This is a genomic window from Morganella psychrotolerans, assembly GCF_001676055.1.
GTDB classification, from domain to species: Bacteria; Pseudomonadota; Gammaproteobacteria; order Enterobacterales; family Enterobacteriaceae; genus Morganella; species Morganella psychrotolerans_B.
On sequence record NZ_LZEX01000044.1, the window covers coordinates 1 to 15420 of the forward strand.

Consider the following 15420-nt stretch of genomic DNA (forward strand, 5'->3'; position numbering starts at 1 on the left):
CGCGGTGGTCCCACCTGACCCCATGCCGAACTCAGAAGTGAAACGCCGTAGCGCCGATGGTAGTGTGGGGTCTCCCCATGTGAGAGTAGGGAACCGCCAGGTTATTATTTAAGCCGAGAAGCCACCCTTTGGGTGGCTTTTTTGCGTTTGGACGAAAAAAATCAATACTCCGCCTGAATGTTATAAAAACCTCTGAATAAACAACATCATCGCTATTTTTCACCTGCTCTGATAACCCTCTGCCATTGTAATCCTGACCTGATTCAGTAAATCCCGATACTTTTATGAATAAATTTCCGTGAATGAAACAACGGTTTCTATTTTGCGCTGCTGACGGTAAATTAAATGTCCGTGTCAGAAAGCACCACATCCCTGATTACGTAACAGCGACAAATAACACAGAGGATATTCCATTACCAAGTGAGTACCGGAAACGGATATATTTCATTTCATTCGCAAATAGCAGACGATGTCAGTGATAAACTAGTTGTAATAAACAATGTAACCGGTGATTTTAAAGTAAACATTCAGGGCGTGGATAAAGAAATTATTAATCCTGACCCGGTAGTCGGGTTAATTGAAATTAATAAAAATAATAACTAATTTAAACTGACCGGAGCTAATAGTGTGGTGAATTTATTAAAAATAATAAAGAAGCATTGAATGGAAAAGTATTTTCTAATGGTGATGAGTCTGTAACCGGGAAATATCAGATGGGTACCACAGTAGCGTTAGTGCCGGATATAATGCTTTCCGTGAGTCCGGGTTATATATCCAACGTCATTCACGCCGCCAACGAACCTGCAGTTTGAATGAATAAGGGTATAGTCACGGTGACAAAGCAGAATCACCTGTCAACGCATATATCGGATTAAAAGTCAGTTTTTGGCTTTTTATTTGCGTACTATATTTAGCCATACTATTGTCGGTATGGCTTTTATTATTACGTCAGAGAAGAATTTTTTCCTGTCGTGGACGGGCTGAATTCGGGACACCAAATATTTTGTCAAATACCCAATTGAAGAAAAAAGTATAAATCGGAATAAAGATAATTAATGCGAAATCCAGCAGGAACGCCTGTAATAAACTAACAGATAACCACCATGCAATTAACGGAATAAGGAATACCACGAGTGTCAGTTGAAATAATACAGCATGCACCAGCCTGCGGCGCAGTGTCCGGGTGTGTGATATCTGACGGGATTCCCAATATTCAAACAAACTGTTAAAAATAAAATTCCAGCTCACTGCAATAGTGGTAATAGCCAGTGCCAACGGGCCGGTAACACCGGCAGAATTGCCGGAGAGTAACGCCAGTCCCAGAGAGGAGATCATCCAGCCAATAACTTCATAGGCGGTAATAAAGACTATTTTTCGTTTTAAACCCTGCATGTTTTTTTCATCCTGTTTCTTTTGCTGTGTGAACCGGAATGCAAAATTAAATCAATAGAGATGATAATAAAAGTCAGCTACTATCAGTTTTTCTGACAGAAGGGGGAATGAATGCCTTTTACCAGTGATAATTTACAGCTCTTTCTGACGGTGCTGGAGAAGGGATCATTTTCAGCGGCAGCACGGGCCTTGCACAGGGTGCCCTCTGCGGTAAGTATGGCTATCGGTAATCTGGAGGCTGAGCTGGGATTTGCTCTGTTTGACCGGAATGGAAGGGCACCGGTGCCGACAGAAAGAGCGCTGGCATTGGCTCCCTATGCCAGAGAAATAACCGATAAGATTCATCAGCTTAATGTTTTTACCCGTGAGCTGACGCAGGATGTGGAGAGTACACTGGCGGTCGGGGTAGCGACTTGTGTAAATCCGGATTGTCTGTTTGCGGCATTGCAGATACTTAATCAGCGCTATCCGTTGCTGAAAACAGAAATTTTATCCGGATCGCAGGATGATATTTTACCCTTGCTGCATCAGGGGCGGATTCAACTGGCACTGGTTTTCGGCGGGTTGTATGTGGATCCTGGTGAGCAGTTTCACTGTATCGGTCATGAATCTCTGGTGGCAACCATTTCAGCCGCACATCCGTCTTTGTCACAGCAACAATCTGTTTATATTGAAGATTTGGTACAGATAAAGCAGATTGTTATTGCCAGTCTTCACCATTCTCTCAGTGACGTTCGCTCACAGATGGCGACGAAAACCTGGCAAACGGATAATTTTGCTATGGCACTCGGACTGGTTAAGGCCGGGATCGGCTGGGGTAATTTGCCGGAATCATTGATCCGTGCTGATGTTGCTGCCGGTTCGCTGAAAATTTTATCGTTCCGCAATACCCGCAATGGTCTGGTACTGCCGGTGCACATTGTCAGCCGGAAAGGGGATGTGCTTAAACGCGGTGCACAAGATTGTATCGGGCTGCTGACGGAAAGCCATGTGTGTACCGGAAATTAGTTGCTATGATAATAAGATAAATCAGTCCACAGGAGCACGTATGTTTGAAATCCGTGATTTACAGGTGATTCAGGGTGGTAAAACATTATGGGAGAGCCTCTCTTTCCGGCTGAATGCAGGTGAGCGTTTTGGTATTTCAGCGCCGAGTGGTTTCGGAAAAACGACTCTGGGGCGAATTCTTGCTCAGTGGCAAAAACCACGTTCCGGTGAATTGTTGCTTGACGGAAAGCCTGTTCCGGAGTCCGGCTATTGTCCTGTCCAACTGGTGCCGCAGCATCCGGAGAAGTGCTTTAATCCTTACCGTACTACCGGTGCCGGGTTGTATGATGCGTGGAAACCGGATGCACAATGGCTGGATAAACTGTGTATTGAGCCGGAGTGGTTGTTGCGCCGCCCGAATGAGTTATCCGGCGGGGAACTGGCGCGTATTGCGCTGCTGCGTGCGTTAGACCCGCGTACCCGCTTTTTGATTGCAGATGAGGTGACGGCACAGTTGGATGCCCATATTCAGGCGCAGATCTGGCAGGTCCTGATAGATGAGTCACAGCGACGCCCGCTTGGACTAATTGTGTTCAGCCACAATAAAGCGCTGCTTGAGAAAGTGTGTACCTCTCTGTGGATTGTTGGTGAATCCCCCCGTTCTCCGGTAGCAAAGGATCGCACACCGGATGCACCGTTGCTGAACAGGTTGGCGGCGGTGTGAGCTGCAGATCTTACATTTTCCGCGCGGGCTTCAGTTTCTTTCTCTTCTTCTTGTCAGCCCCTTTACGTAACGGATGAAAACCAGACTGACATTATAACGGGACTATTTGATAAGCACGGACAGGCGTACTTACAGATGGCGCAGTCTGATACCCGGATGTATTCACCCCGGGGATACCGGGTGGCAAATGGAAGTTAGCACTTACTAACTATCCGTATCCGCCAGAGCAGGGTATTTTCTCTCAACCGGCGGACAGCCTTATTCTATGGCGCGTCTTAATGATACTGATATCTGGCTCTGCTCTTATATTGTGCTGTTCGTCAGGTCTGTTTGGCAATGTGTCGGACTATTCTTGGTAGTCTCCTGGGGGGGGCGGCTGAGTGGTGAGCCCTGAAGTTAGTAATTACTAATAAACTTACGGCTTACAAACGCTGACTGACACCAGGAAGTCATAATAGTGTCACGTTAATGTCATCTGAGCAGCCTAAGCTTCCCTGCGTTGATAACCGACGACTTTATTTAATGACAAGGATCCTGCTGATGCTTCATGCGATGATTAAAACACGGGTTGCTGTTGCCGTTCTGGCTCTGTTAACAGGTTCTGCGCTGCCGGCAGTTGCGGCGGGAAATGCAGATACTATTATGGCGCAGGATCGCGCTGCCAAAGGAAATATTACGGAGTTTGGCGGTGCGCGCCGCCTGACATCCGATCAGACCGAAGCACTGAATGCGGCCATCGGTCAGACCAAAGCAAAAAATGTGATTTTGTTTATCGGTGACGGCATGGGAGATTCCGAAATTACGGTTGCCCGTAACTATGCCGAAGGCGCGGGCGGTGTGTTTAAAGGGATTGATGCCCTGCCGCTGACCGGGCAGTACACCACGTATGCGTTGGATAAAAAAACACAGAAACCTAATTATGTTACAGATTCTGCCGCATCAGCAACTGCCTGGGCGTCTGGTGTTAAAACCTACAATGGTGCGCTGGGCATTGATGTTTATGGCAAACCTCACACCACCATCCTCGAACTGGCAAAGAAAAACGGCAAAGCGACCGGCAACGTCACAACCTCTGAAATTCAGGATGCGACACCGGCTGCACTCATCTCTCATATCAGCCAGCGTAAATGCTATGGTCCGGAAGAAACGGCAGAGCGCTGTACACCGGACGCCCTGGAAAACGGCGGATTGGGCTCTATCAGTGAGCAGTTACTGAATGCCCGTGCCGATGTTACGCTGGGCGGCGGTGCGAAAAGTTTCGGTCAAACCGCCAAAGCGGGTGAATACTCAGGAAAAACACTGGAAGAACAGGCAGTTATTCGTGGGTATCACATTGTAAAAGACGCAAAATCTCTGGCGGAAGTGAAAGCGGCAAATCAGGATAAACCGGTGCTGGGATTATTCAGTGACGGCAATATGGCGGTTGCCTGGGAAGGGCCGAAAGCCTCTTATCGCGGAAATCTGGATAAAGCAGTTGTTGAGTGTAAACCAAACTCCAAACTGGATCCGAATGCGCCGACACTGGCTCAGATGACAGAAAAAGCGATCAATCTGCTGGAAAGTCATGAAAACGGTTTCTTCTTACAGGTTGAGAGTGCGTCAATCGATAAACAGGATCACGCGGCAAATGCCTGTGGCCAGATTGGTGAGACTGTTGCGCTGGATGAAGCAGTACAAATTGGTATGGAATATGCGAAGAAGCACGGTGATACCTTGGTGATTGTGACCGCTGACCATGCGCATTCCAGCCAGATTATCGAAGCCGATGTGGTATCACCGGGCCTGACTCAGGCTCTGATGACCAAAGACGGCAGCGTGATGGCAGTGAACTACGGCAACTCAGAATCAGATTCGCAGGAGCATACCGGCTCGCAGCTGCGTATAGCGGCATTTGGACCGGGGGCGGCGAATGTGGTCGGTTTAACGGATCAGACTGATTTGTTTTTCACTATGCGTGAAGCAATGGAACTGAAGTAACCTATACCCTTACTCATTCAAACTACAGGTTCGTTGGCAGAACGAGGACAGCCGGGTCACATACTGATGTATGCTCCCCGTCTGTTTTCCCTTGCCGCCTTCCTGAATCTTGAATGACGTTGGGTATATATCAACTGATATTCACAATTTTTTGCTCTGATTTCTTATATTGATTGTTTTGCTGATTTCAGCAGTGGCTGCCACCGGTACTATGTGCCGGTGGTTTTTTTGTTATTGTTTGTAACATGATGATTTTTGAAATATATTTTACATCAGATATACTATTCTGATGTCCCGGCTCCGGGGCGGCACGCTTTATTCCGTAAAACTATGTGTTTTATGCGATATTTTTTTCTGATAGCGACGGTGTTTTTTATCATTATCACATGGTGACTTTGTGATATACCGTTTATCTGATCGTTATAACGGGAACACTATGCTGACATTACTCCATCTTCTTTCATCAGTGGCGTTGCTGGTCTGGGGAACGCATATTGTGCGCACCGGGATTATGCGGGTTTTCGGCGCTGATTTACGTCGCCTGCTGGAAAAAAGTATCCGGAAAACATCGCGGGCATTTCTGGCCGGACTGGGGGTAACTGCCCTGGTTCAGAGCAGTAATGCCACGGCATTGCTGGTGATCTCTTTTGTGGCGCAAGGCATGATTGCACTGCCGCCCGCACTGGTGATTATGCTGGGAGCCGATGTCGGTACCGCACTGATGGCACGGGTGCTGACGTTTGATCTTTCCTGCTGTCGCCGCTGCTTATCCTGGCGGGGGTAAGTACGTTTCTCAGTCAGAAGAAAAGCCGTACCGGGCAACTGGGTCGCGTGGGAATAGGTCTGGGGCTGATTATCCTTGCCCTGCAGCTGATTGTCTCCTCCGCAGAGCCTATCACACAGGCATCGGCGGTTCAGGCAATTTTCACCTCCCTCAGCGGCGATGCGGTGCTGGCACTGCTGGTGGGCGCACTGTTTGCGATGGTGAGCTATTCAAGCCTTGCCGCCGTGCTGTTGACCGCCACTCTGAGCGCCACCGGGCTGGTGCCGCTGCATATCAGCCTGGCAATAGTGATAGGGTCAAACCTCGGCAGCGGGTTTCTTGCTCTGCTGAGCAGCCGCGGACAGAATGCGGTTGCCCGCCAGGTGGTGCTCGGCAGTATGCTGTTCAAGCTTATTGGTTGCGCACTGGTGCTGCCGTGGATACAGCCTCTGTCAGTCCGGATAGCGCAGTACAATTTGCCGGCGGCAGAAGTGGTGATTTATTTCCATGTCGTCTATAACTTTGTCCGCTGTGTTCTGATGCTGGCACTGGTTAAACCAATGGCCCGATTCTGCCGGTTGTTGATAGCCGAACCGCCGGTGGATACGCAGAGTATCGCTCCGCGTTATCTGGATCAGAGCGCGCTGGATACTCCATCACTTGCGCTGGCAAATTCTGTGCGGGAAACGCTGCGGCTGGGTGATGTTATTGAGCAGATGTTACAGCGCTTTGATAGTCAGCTGTCGGGGAAAAGTGAACAAAAACGGCTGATTAATCAGTTGGAAGATGAAGCTGAGCTGTTGCACAGCAGTATAAAATTATATCTGGCGCAATTGCAGCAGGCTGATTTGGGAGAGAGTGATTCCCGCCGCTGGGCAGAAGTTATTGATACGGCGATGAGTTTACAGCAGTCTTCATCAATTATTGCGCGTATGGCACATGATGTTGCAAACCAGACCGCCGATCCGCAGCGGATTTTCTCGAAAGATGGTTACAGTGAACTGACTACCATGATGTCGCGGCTGCAAAATAATCTCAATCTGGCGATGTCGGTGTTTGTGTCCGCAGATGTGGATAACGCACGGCGTTTGCGCCGGGCAAAACACCGGTTCCGTTTGCTGAATCAGCGTTACTCGTTTGCGCATGTGGAGCGCCTGCATGTCAATAATATGCAGAGTATGAGCAGCAGCCGTTTACATATCGGGTTACTGGGTGATATGAAGCGTCTGAACTCTCTGTTTTGCTCTGTGGCGTATCATGTGCTGGAAGGTGTAGCCGATACAAGAAGCGAAACAGCAAATGATGATACGTCTCATGAGACTGCCGGAACACCCTGAAACTCAGGGAGTTGTGCTGTTTAATTTATAGATACATAGTTTATAGGTATATGATTTACAGGCATATAGTTATATGCCTTTTTTGCATGTTAAGACTGAAAAGGCTTGCAACATCCGGCAGACTATTTATGATAACGGGAATTGTTCTCATTTGCGTTATCGTAAAGGGTGGGTGTCATGCAAATCAAAAACTCGCTTTCATCATTTTTCTGGCAGCACATTACCGGTGTCGGTGGGGTAATGCTTGCATTGGTTCCGGTGTTGCTGTTTCTGTCGCCGGGACATGAAGAGGACGCAGCACGCATTGCGTTGGTGGTCGTCATGTTGCTGACAATGCCGATGTTATATAACCGCGTATTGCGTCATTTCCTGCTGATACCGGCAGGCATTGCATTTGTTCTGGGAAGTCTGCTCTGGTTCGAGCATCTGAGGATATAGCCGGGGGAGATAACAGAATTGGATCTGTGTACGCAGAGCGCGTAATGAGTGTGTAATAACAGTGGTGCGAAGGGGGGGACTTGAACCCCCACGTCCGTAAGAACACTAACACCTGAAGCTAGCGCGTCTACCAATTCCGCCATCCTCGCAAACCAGAACTATCTTGTACCGATAGCATGGAGGCGGATTTTAGCGGTTTTATCCGTGCCGTCAATATTTTTTTGCGGAACCTGAAGACTTCGCGTGATTATTAGGCATTTGTCGCCAGATAGACTTTGAATTTTCCGGTTTGTGCCAGAACCTGGTGCTGACCAAACGTGCTGTCCAGCAGTGCCGGGTACGGTAAAAAGGCATTTGCCACGATACAGATTTTCCCGCCGCGGTTTAAGCGCGCTTTAGCACCGGTAATAAGCTGCTGTGCTGCATTGTAACTGGTATTCAGTCCGTCATGGAACGGCGGATTAGAGACTATCCAGTCATATTTTCCGCTGAGGTCAGAATAGACATTACTGGCAATAATGTCACCTTCCAGCTGGTTACGGGTGAGTGTTTCGCGGCTTGCAGCGAGGGCGGCGGCAGACACATCACTGAGCGTCAGAACAAGATCCGGGTTACGTTTTGCCAGTACGGTGGCAATAACACCACTGCCGCAGGCGATATCAAGCAATTTTCCGCTCAATGGACGGGTCAGCGCGTTTGTCAGCAGGGCACTGCCGTTATCAAAATTATCCTGGCTGAATACGCCCGGCAGTGTGGCAATGTTTGCATCACCAACCTGATATTCTTTCAGCCAGTCAGTCAGCGTAAACTGAGCAGCAGCCGTCAGTTCGCCGTAATAAAGACCGCAACGGCGGGCACTGTCTACTTTGTGCAGGGAGACAAATGCCTCCGTCATTTTTTCAGCACTGCGCACACCACTGCGGTTTTCCCCGACAATAAACACGTGGCTGCCGACCGGCAGGCAGGAGAAAATCTGTGTCAGCTGAAATAAGGCTTCCTGTTTGCTCTTCGGCCAGAAATAGATCAGGGTATCGCAACGTGCCGCTGCTTCAGCGTTGACAGTCAGCTCAAACGCGCTGTTATCACCAAGCTGCGGGTGCATCGCCTGCCACTGATGATACTGTGTGGTGCTGGCATACACTGATTTTGCAGTAAGCTGAGCTGCAATAAGATCCTGAATGTCCCCGGCAAGCAGGACATGGCTCTCGGTAAATTCTTCTGCGTGACGTAAAATAACTTCACTGGCCGGGGTAAGCATGGACATCCGTTAACTCCTGTAAATCATGATTTGACAGCATTGGCGCATGCAGCGCGCTTTGCTACTATACGGTCGTTTGGTCTTTCAGGGATACATTATGACGCGACGAGACAGAATGCTGGCTCAGATGGGGATTACCCAATGGACGCTGCGGCAACCACAGCGCCTGAAAGGGGAACTGTCGGTACAGATCCCGGCTTCGGCACGCCTGCTGATCATAACCGATGAGCAGACAGATCTCACCTGTGATTTATTCAGCGATATATTTCGTTGTCTGAATATCACGGCAGATGACGTTTATTGCATCGCGCCTGAGAATATACAGAGCATTCCGGAACAGACATCCTGCCTGTGCTGGTTACCGGGCGTTGATGCAGACTTACCGGATACACTTCCTTTATTACACACTCCGTCACTTGCCAATCTGTATCAGGATGTGCAGGCGAAACGCGGGTTATGGACACAAATTTATCAATATGATCAAAATATTACCGCTGCTTCCTGATAATTTCGATGCAGCGTTTCGCATTGAACAGGCCGCACACGCCTATCCCTGGAGTGAAAGTACATTTAAAAGCAATCAGGGCGAACGTTACCACAATCTCAGGCTGGAAGCCGATGGTGAACTGGCGGGGTTTGCCGTTAACCAGACGGTTCTTGATGAAGCCACGCTGTTTAATATCGCGGTTGCACCGGAACATCAGGGGAAAGGCTATGGTCGTCAGTTGCTGATGAAAGTGATTGAGGATCTGACAGAGAAAGGCATCGTCACACTCTGGCTGGAGGTCCGGGCATCCAACAGTCCGGCGATTGCACTGTATGAATCTCTGGGCTTCAATGAAGTATCAGTGCGGAAAAATTATTATCCGGCTAAGCAAGGAAAAGAGGATGCACTAATTATGGCGCTTTTTCTTGATATCGGGATGTAATACGGTAATAAGTCAGATAAATCGGCGTTTTTTTCATCCCTTTCAGCAAATTTTTGCGTGTTACCGTGATGAGATACATTCATCACGGGTGCGCCTCGCCATGTTTATTCATAAAATTATTACACCGATGTTTATCAAACGCTTTCAGTGTGTTGGTTCTGACTGCCTTTCTCATTGCTGTCAGGATTGGCTTATCAGTATTGATAAAAAAACCTATAAAAAATATCACAGTGCTGAAAGTATTGAAATTAAACAGATTTCACACGATCATGTGCTCAAATCTGACAGTGGTGGCGATTATGCATTTATCCGTCTGACAGATGAGAAAAAATGCCCGTTTCTGACCGAAAAACGGCTGTGCAATATTTACAGCAAACTGGGTCCGTCTGCGATGAGCCGTACCTGTCGCATTTATCCGCGCAGTGAGGTGAAATATCAGAATGCGACCTTTAAGCGTCTATCTCTCTCCTGCCCGGAAGTGGTACGGCAACTGCTGTTTTCCGCCGATGCAATGCAACTGACGGAAGAAGACCAGTATCTGAAAAAAGCCACGCAAGACGCAGCACTGACCGATCCACAATATCTGATGTACCTCTGGTGTCTGAATCTGGTTCAGGCGCAGTCATCTGAATTTGAAGATAATCTCTATGCTGTCATGCAGTTGCTTATCTTTATCGACAAATTAAATTATGAGATTGAAGCCAATTTTGATCGTATTCAGGGCGTGTATGAATTTTTACTCGCGGCGACTGAAAATGGTGATCTGGCGGCAGAGCGCAGAGCGTTGCCGCATCCGGTTAGTTTTCAGGTTGCTGTTCTGGGTGTTTACGGCAAATTTATCCCGCGGCTGTCCCGCAGCGGTACTCTTTTACTTTCAACCTATATTAATACGCTGAACAAGCTGGAACTGGATGAAAATCAGACACCTGAGCGTACTGAAGAGAATATGGCACAGCTTCTGACCGGATGGAAAGCCCTGATGCAGGACTCCTGCCTGAGCGAACCACACACATTGCGCAATCTTTTTGCTTATCTGCTGTATCACAGTCAGTTTCCTCATGTGGCAAATTTCAGCCAAAAGGTCGCGGGTGAAAAAAATGCATTGTCGCACTTCAGTTTGCTGGTGATGGATTACTTTTATCTGCGTACAAACCTGTCTGCTCTGGCGGCAACAGAAACATGCATGGTAGCGGAAACGGATGTGCAATTAGTGGTGAGTGCCTACTTTTCACTGAAAATGCATATGAAAGACATTAATACTGAATTACTGGCTCTGATGGAAACGTGTCAGATGAGTGATGCGCTGGCATGTATCTGCTTACTGGATGGCTGATACACCCGTGCATCCCTGATTATTCAGAGTATAGCGCGGCAATCAGAAGCTTTTGTTGTCTCAGGGGGCAAACCGGGCGAAAATAAGCATCATTAATGAGAAATCAGAGGTGAAAACCAGTGTGTTTTGACCTCACAGCCCCAGAAGAACAATTTGATGTCGACTAATACTTTTTTACAGGAAGTGGCCAAGCGCCGCACCTTTGCGATTATTTCGCACCCCGATGCCGGTAAAACAACCATTACCGAAAAAGTCCTGCTGTTCGGACACGCTATCCAGAAAGCCGGTACCGTCAAAGGTCGTGGCTCTAATCAGCATGCAAAATCTGACTGGATGGAAATGGAAAAACAGCGTGGTATTTCCATTACCACATCAGTGATGCAGTTTCCGTATCAGGATGCGCTGGTAAACCTGCTGGATACCCCGGGGCATGAAGACTTCTCCGAAGATACGTACCGCACACTGACCGCCGTAGACTGCTGTCTGATGGTAATCGATGCGGCAAAAGGGGTTGAAGACCGGACCCGTAAACTGATGGAAGTTACGCGTCTGCGTGATACGCCGATCCTGACGTTTATGAACAAGCTTGACCGTGAGATCCGTGACCCGATGGAGTTACTGGATGAAGTGGAGAATGAGCTGAAAATTGCCTGTTCACCTATCACCTGGCCGATAGGTTGCGGTAAGGCGTTTAAAGGGGTTTATCACCTGTATCGTGATGAAACTTATCTGTATCAGAGCGGGCTGGGGCACACTATCCAGGACGTGCGTATTGTTAAAGGGCTGAACTCGCCTGAGCTGGATGCGGCTGTCGGTGAAGATTTTGCCGGTCAGTTGCGTGATGAGCTGGAACTGGTGCAGGGCGCATCAAATGAATTTGATGAAGAGCTGTTTCTTGCCGGTGAACTGACGCCGGTCTTTTTCGGTACGGCTCTGGGTAACTTTGGCGTTGATCACATGCTGGATGGTCTGGTGTCATGGGCACCGACGCCGATGCCGCGTCAGGCTGATGTCCGCGAAGTGACTGCGCAGGAAGATAAATTTACCGGGTTTGTATTTAAAATTCAGGCGAATATGGATCCGAAACACCGCGACCGCGTGGCATTCCTGCGTATCGTTTCCGGTGTGTATGAAAAAGGCATGAAACTGCATCAGGTGCGTCTGAAGAAAGACGTGGTGATCGCGGATGCACTGACATTTATGGCCGGCGACCGTGCGCATGTGGAAACCGCTTTCCCGGGCGATATTATCGGGCTGCATAACCACGGAACGATTCAGATCGGGGATACCTTTACCCAGGGTGAACTGCTGAAATTTACCGGTATTCCTAACTTCGCACCGGAACTGTTCCGCCGCATCCGTCTGCGTGACCCGCTGAAACAGAAACAGCTTCTGAAAGGGCTGGTTCAGTTATCTGAAGAGGGCGCAGTTCAGGTGTTCCGTCCGCTGACAAATAACGATCTTATCGTTGGTGCGGTGGGTGTGCTTCAGTTTGATGTCGTGGTATCGCGCCTCAAAAGCGAGTACAACGTGGAAGCCATTTATGAGGCGGTCAATGTCTCAACGGCGCGCTGGGTTGAATGTAATGATGTGAAGAAACTGGAAGAATTCAAACGCAAGAACGAACTGCATCTGGCGCTTGATGGCGGTGACAACCTCTCTTATATTGCCCCGACTATGGTAAACCTGAATCTCACCCGTGAGCGTTATCCGGATGTGAGTTTTCATAAAACCCGCGAACACTGATGAAAAATGCGCCTGCGGGCGCATTTTTTTTTACCTGCCGGACTATGCAGGACTATTCCGTATTACATACTTTTACCGGATACTGACATTAATCATCCGTGCTATTGTTAAGATATACTGACGGATACGTAGTATTAACTAATGTATATCCGGGGTATGGTTAAGCATCATCTTGCGATTATTTTGAAAAGGAGAGGACATGAAAACGCATCTGAATTTGAAATCACTGAGTATCCTGCTGGTCAGCGGCGCATTATTCAGTACTTATGCTGCAGCAGACAGCTCTCTGACTCAAAAAGCCGGGCAGACATGGGATAATGCATCTCAGTCCGTTGAATCCTTTGGTAAAAAAGCAGAGCAGAAACTCGACAGTACAGTTAAAGATGCCTCTCTGCTGGTGGATGACAGTACTATTACAGCAAAAATCCGCGGGCAGTTATTAAATGCGTCCGGTATTGACAGTAATGATATTGCAGTGAAAACCATCAACGGGACTGTGTATCTTTCCGGTTTCGTGACGACAGACGCACAACGCGCGCAAATCATTGATATTGCAAAAAATGTACCGGGTGTCCGTGCTGTTGAAGTCAGTATTGGTCAGTATAAATAAGTTTCTGTCTGATTTCAGCTGACAAAGAATATGGGAACCTATATTCCGGTTACACCGGGAAAAATTGCACCGCTGGCATGGTTGCCTGACCCGCTGCTGGCGACCGGAAAACTGGCGCTGGTTTGTGAAGGCGGCGGTCAGCGCGGTATTTTTACCGCCGGTGTGCTGGATGAGTTTCTGAAAAATGGATTTAATCCGTTTGATCTGCTGCTGGGCACGTCTGCCGGGGCGCAGAACCTTTCTGCTTATATTTGCGGGCAGCGTGGCTACGCCCGTCACGTTATTACCCGTTACACAACGGATAAGCAATTCTTTAATCCGCTGCGGTTTATCCGCGGCGGACATCTGATCGACCTCGACTGGCTGATTTCTGCCACATCCGTTGAATGCCCTCTTGATATCACTCATGCACTGCAGCGTTTTGAGCAGGGGCAGGCGTTTTACATGTGTGCCAGCCGGGCGGATAATCTGCATGCTGATTACTTCAGTCCTCACGCGGAAAACTGGCTGGATATCATCAAAGCCTCCAGTGCTATTCCGGGATTTTACCGCGAAGGCGTGGAGATTAATGGTGTCACTTATCATGATGGCGGGATCAGTGATGCGGTTCCGGTTATTGAGGCGTGGCGGCGTGGTGCGACCCGTATTGTGGTGATCCGGACCGTGCCGTCACAGCTCTACTACACACCTGAATGGGTGAAGCGGATGGAGCGCTGGCTGGAAAAAAGTAATCTGAAACACATGGTGGCGATGATGAAACAGCATGCTGTCAGCTATTACCGGACGCAGAAATTTATTGAGTCACCACCTGATGGTGTTGAAATTGTTGAAATTTATCCACGTTCACCACTGGCAAGTAATGCGCTGGGCAGCAGGGTGAATACGCTGATGCAGGATTACCGGCTGGGCCGGCGCAGCGGGCGGTATTTTCTTGCGACCCTCGGGGAGCGCTGGGCATCACATCAGCCGATGCATACATCAGTTCTGCGGGTTCCGGTTGCATCCAATGATAATGACGTGCTGTTGCCGGAAACGGACGGTTCCGCTGCCATCTTGCATTCACCGAATGAATTATTGGATTAAGAGGCCGCAATGTTATTTATCGATACACATTGCCATTTTGACTTCCCTTTTTTCACGGATGATTTACCCCGCCATAAAGCCAATGCCGCACAAGCCGGACTGACCGATATCATTATTCCGTCAGTCAGTCATTGGAATGTTGAAACGGTCACCACTCTGTGCCGGACATCCGCGGATGCGCTTCCCCGTCTGCATGCCGCGCTGGGGCTGCATCCGCTTTATATTGCCGAACACACGCAGGCGCATCTGGAACAGCTTGAAACCCTTATAATGCAGGCCGGTACGGAATGTGTTGCTGTCGGTGAAATTGGCCTGGATCGTTATATGGCGTCGCCGCAGTGGGAAAAACAGCTTGAATTTTTTATTGCGCAATTACAGTTAGCTGCACGCGCAGATCGCCCGGTGATACTCCATTCACGTAAAACCCATGACACACTTGCGGCTATTTTAAAACGCCATCCGGTTCCCCGGCGGGGCGTGGTTCATGGTTTTTCCGGCAGTTTTGCTCAGGCGCAGGCGTTTGTAAAACTGGGGTATTACATTGGTGTGGGCGGGACGATAACATACGAACGTGCGCAGAAAACACGTAAAGCGATTGCACAGCTTCCGCTGACAGCCCTGCTGCTGGAAACGGATGCGCCGGATATGCCACTGAGCGGATTTCAGGGGGAACCAAACCGCCCTGAACGGATTGTCAGTACTTTTCAGGTACTTTGTTCCCTGCGGGAAGAATCCCCGGATGAGATTGCTGCTCAGATTTATCACAACAGCTGCCGGCTTTTTTCTTTGTAATCATCTCTTTCAGGCTCCTGAATCGATTTTTCCGGAATTTTGTTCTGTGCG

14 protein-coding genes, 1 tRNA gene, 1 rRNA gene and 1 pseudogene are annotated in these 15420 nt (G+C 48.7%); 14 read left to right on the forward strand and 3 right to left on the reverse strand.

Going from position 1 to position 15420, the window contains the following annotated elements:
* Together rrf and AYY17_RS18065 are read left to right on the forward strand one after the other, a co-directional pair.
* A 5S ribosomal RNA gene (gene rrf / locus AYY17_RS18060) occupies positions 1-102 on the forward strand; the annotation flags it as partial.
* A gap of 318 nt (positions 103-420) precedes the next feature.
* Positions 421-603, forward strand: coding sequence for a pertactin-like passenger domain-containing protein (locus tag AYY17_RS18065; RefSeq protein WP_067426098.1), 183 nt, complete (start codon positions 421-423; stop codon positions 601-603).
* A gap of 345 nt (positions 604-948) precedes the next feature.
* Here the strand turns inward: AYY17_RS18065 and AYY17_RS18070 are convergent, their stop codons facing one another.
* Positions 949-1392: a PACE efflux transporter gene (locus AYY17_RS18070; RefSeq protein WP_067426103.1), complete on the reverse strand. Its 444-nt coding sequence runs from the start codon at positions 1390-1392 to the stop codon at positions 949-951.
* Positions 1393-1503: 111 nt separating this feature from the next.
* On the opposite strand from AYY17_RS18070, the gene AYY17_RS18075 reads away from it, so the two are divergent.
* The 5 genes and pseudogenes from AYY17_RS18075 (at position 1504) to AYY17_RS18095 (ending at position 7618) form a co-directional block, all read left to right on the forward strand.
* The gene (locus AYY17_RS18075; RefSeq protein WP_067426110.1) at positions 1504-2400 is read left to right on the forward strand and encodes a LysR family transcriptional regulator; all 897 of its coding nucleotides are present in this window, start codon (positions 1504-1506) and stop codon (positions 2398-2400) included.
* A 40-nt stretch (positions 2401-2440) separates the two neighbouring features.
* Positions 2441-3103: an ATP-binding cassette domain-containing protein gene (locus AYY17_RS18080; RefSeq protein WP_067426112.1), complete on the forward strand. Its 663-nt coding sequence runs from the start codon at positions 2441-2443 to the stop codon at positions 3101-3103.
* 540 nt (positions 3104-3643) lie between these two features.
* Positions 3644-5080: an alkaline phosphatase gene (gene phoA, locus AYY17_RS18085; RefSeq protein WP_067426114.1), complete on the forward strand. Its 1437-nt coding sequence runs from the start codon at positions 3644-3646 to the stop codon at positions 5078-5080.
* Between the two features lie 436 nt (positions 5081-5516).
* Positions 5517-7180 (forward strand): annotated as a pseudogene (locus AYY17_RS18090) (Na/Pi cotransporter family protein).
* A 177-nt stretch (positions 7181-7357) separates the two neighbouring features.
* A complete protein-coding gene (locus tag AYY17_RS18095) occupies positions 7358-7618 on the forward strand; it encodes a DUF1435 family protein (protein ID WP_067369612.1) in 261 nt (86 codons plus the stop codon).
* A 62-nt stretch (positions 7619-7680) separates the two neighbouring features.
* Here AYY17_RS18095 and AYY17_RS18100 read toward each other — a convergent pair.
* Positions 7681-7767 (reverse strand) — tRNA-Leu (locus tag AYY17_RS18100).
* 101 nt (positions 7768-7868) lie between these two features.
* Positions 7869-8882, reverse strand: coding sequence for a 16S rRNA (guanine(1207)-N(2))-methyltransferase RsmC (rsmC, locus tag AYY17_RS18105; protein WP_067426117.1), 1014 nt, complete (start codon positions 8880-8882; stop codon positions 7869-7871).
* A 91-nt stretch (positions 8883-8973) separates the two neighbouring features.
* On the opposite strand from rsmC, the gene AYY17_RS18110 reads away from it, so the two are divergent.
* From AYY17_RS18110 to AYY17_RS18140, 7 genes are all read left to right on the forward strand, one after another.
* The gene (locus AYY17_RS18110) at positions 8974-9381 is read left to right on the forward strand and encodes a DNA polymerase III subunit psi (protein ID WP_067426119.1); all 408 of its coding nucleotides are present in this window, start codon (positions 8974-8976) and stop codon (positions 9379-9381) included.
* The gene (gene rimI, locus AYY17_RS18115; RefSeq protein ID WP_067426121.1) at positions 9353-9805 is read left to right on the forward strand and encodes a ribosomal protein S18-alanine N-acetyltransferase; all 453 of its coding nucleotides are present in this window, start codon (positions 9353-9355) and stop codon (positions 9803-9805) included. The genes AYY17_RS18110 and rimI overlap by 29 nt, the downstream gene beginning before the upstream one ends.
* 100 nt (positions 9806-9905) lie before the next feature.
* Positions 9906-11138 carry a flagellin lysine-N-methylase gene (gene fliB, locus AYY17_RS18120; protein WP_067426124.1) on the forward strand — a complete coding sequence of 411 codons (1233 nt, stop codon included), beginning with the start codon at positions 9906-9908 and terminating at the stop codon, positions 11136-11138.
* Between the two features lie 156 nt (positions 11139-11294).
* On the forward strand, positions 11295-12884 hold the full coding sequence (gene prfC / locus AYY17_RS18125) for a peptide chain release factor 3 (RefSeq protein ID WP_067426126.1): 1590 nt from the start codon (positions 11295-11297) through the stop codon (positions 12882-12884).
* Positions 12885-13083: 199 nt separating this feature from the next.
* Positions 13084-13494, forward strand: coding sequence for a BON domain-containing protein (locus tag AYY17_RS18130; protein ID WP_067426128.1), 411 nt, complete (start codon positions 13084-13086; stop codon positions 13492-13494).
* 30 nt (positions 13495-13524) lie between these two features.
* Positions 13525-14577, forward strand: a complete 1053-nt coding sequence (locus AYY17_RS18135) for a patatin-like phospholipase family protein (RefSeq protein WP_067426130.1) — start codon at positions 13525-13527, stop codon at positions 14575-14577.
* A 9-nt stretch (positions 14578-14586) separates the two neighbouring features.
* The gene (locus AYY17_RS18140) at positions 14587-15369 is read left to right on the forward strand and encodes a TatD family hydrolase (RefSeq protein WP_067426132.1); all 783 of its coding nucleotides are present in this window, start codon (positions 14587-14589) and stop codon (positions 15367-15369) included.
* Positions 15370-15420: the final 51 nt, after the last annotated feature.

Excerpts from the sequence above, each read along its gene's own strand:
- AYY17_RS18070 (WP_067426103.1), bottom strand. The coding sequence starts at position 1,392 with ATGCAGGGTTTAAAACGAAAAATAGTCTTTATTACCGCCTATGAAGTT.
- AYY17_RS18075 (WP_067426110.1), top strand. The coding sequence starts at position 1,504 with ATGCCTTTTACCAGTGATAATTTACAGCTCTTTCTGACGGTGCTGGAG.
- AYY17_RS18080 (WP_067426112.1), top strand. The coding sequence starts at position 2,441 with ATGTTTGAAATCCGTGATTTACAGGTGATTCAGGGTGGTAAAACATTA.
- phoA (WP_067426114.1), top strand. The coding sequence starts at position 3,644 with ATGCTTCATGCGATGATTAAAACACGGGTTGCTGTTGCCGTTCTGGCT.
- AYY17_RS18095 (WP_067369612.1), top strand. The coding sequence starts at position 7,358 with ATGCAAATCAAAAACTCGCTTTCATCATTTTTCTGGCAGCACATTACC.
- rsmC (WP_067426117.1), bottom strand. The coding sequence starts at position 8,882 with ATGTCCATGCTTACCCCGGCCAGTGAAGTTATTTTACGTCACGCAGAA.
- AYY17_RS18110 (WP_067426119.1), top strand. The coding sequence starts at position 8,974 with ATGACGCGACGAGACAGAATGCTGGCTCAGATGGGGATTACCCAATGG.
- rimI (WP_067426121.1), top strand. The coding sequence starts at position 9,353 with ATGATCAAAATATTACCGCTGCTTCCTGATAATTTCGATGCAGCGTTT.
- fliB (WP_067426124.1), top strand. The coding sequence starts at position 9,906 with ATGTTTATTCATAAAATTATTACACCGATGTTTATCAAACGCTTTCAG.
- prfC (WP_067426126.1), top strand. The coding sequence starts at position 11,295 with ATGTCGACTAATACTTTTTTACAGGAAGTGGCCAAGCGCCGCACCTTT.
- AYY17_RS18130 (WP_067426128.1), top strand. The coding sequence starts at position 13,084 with ATGAAAACGCATCTGAATTTGAAATCACTGAGTATCCTGCTGGTCAGC.
- AYY17_RS18135 (WP_067426130.1), top strand. The coding sequence starts at position 13,525 with ATGGGAACCTATATTCCGGTTACACCGGGAAAAATTGCACCGCTGGCA.
- AYY17_RS18140 (WP_067426132.1), top strand. The coding sequence starts at position 14,587 with ATGTTATTTATCGATACACATTGCCATTTTGACTTCCCTTTTTTCACG.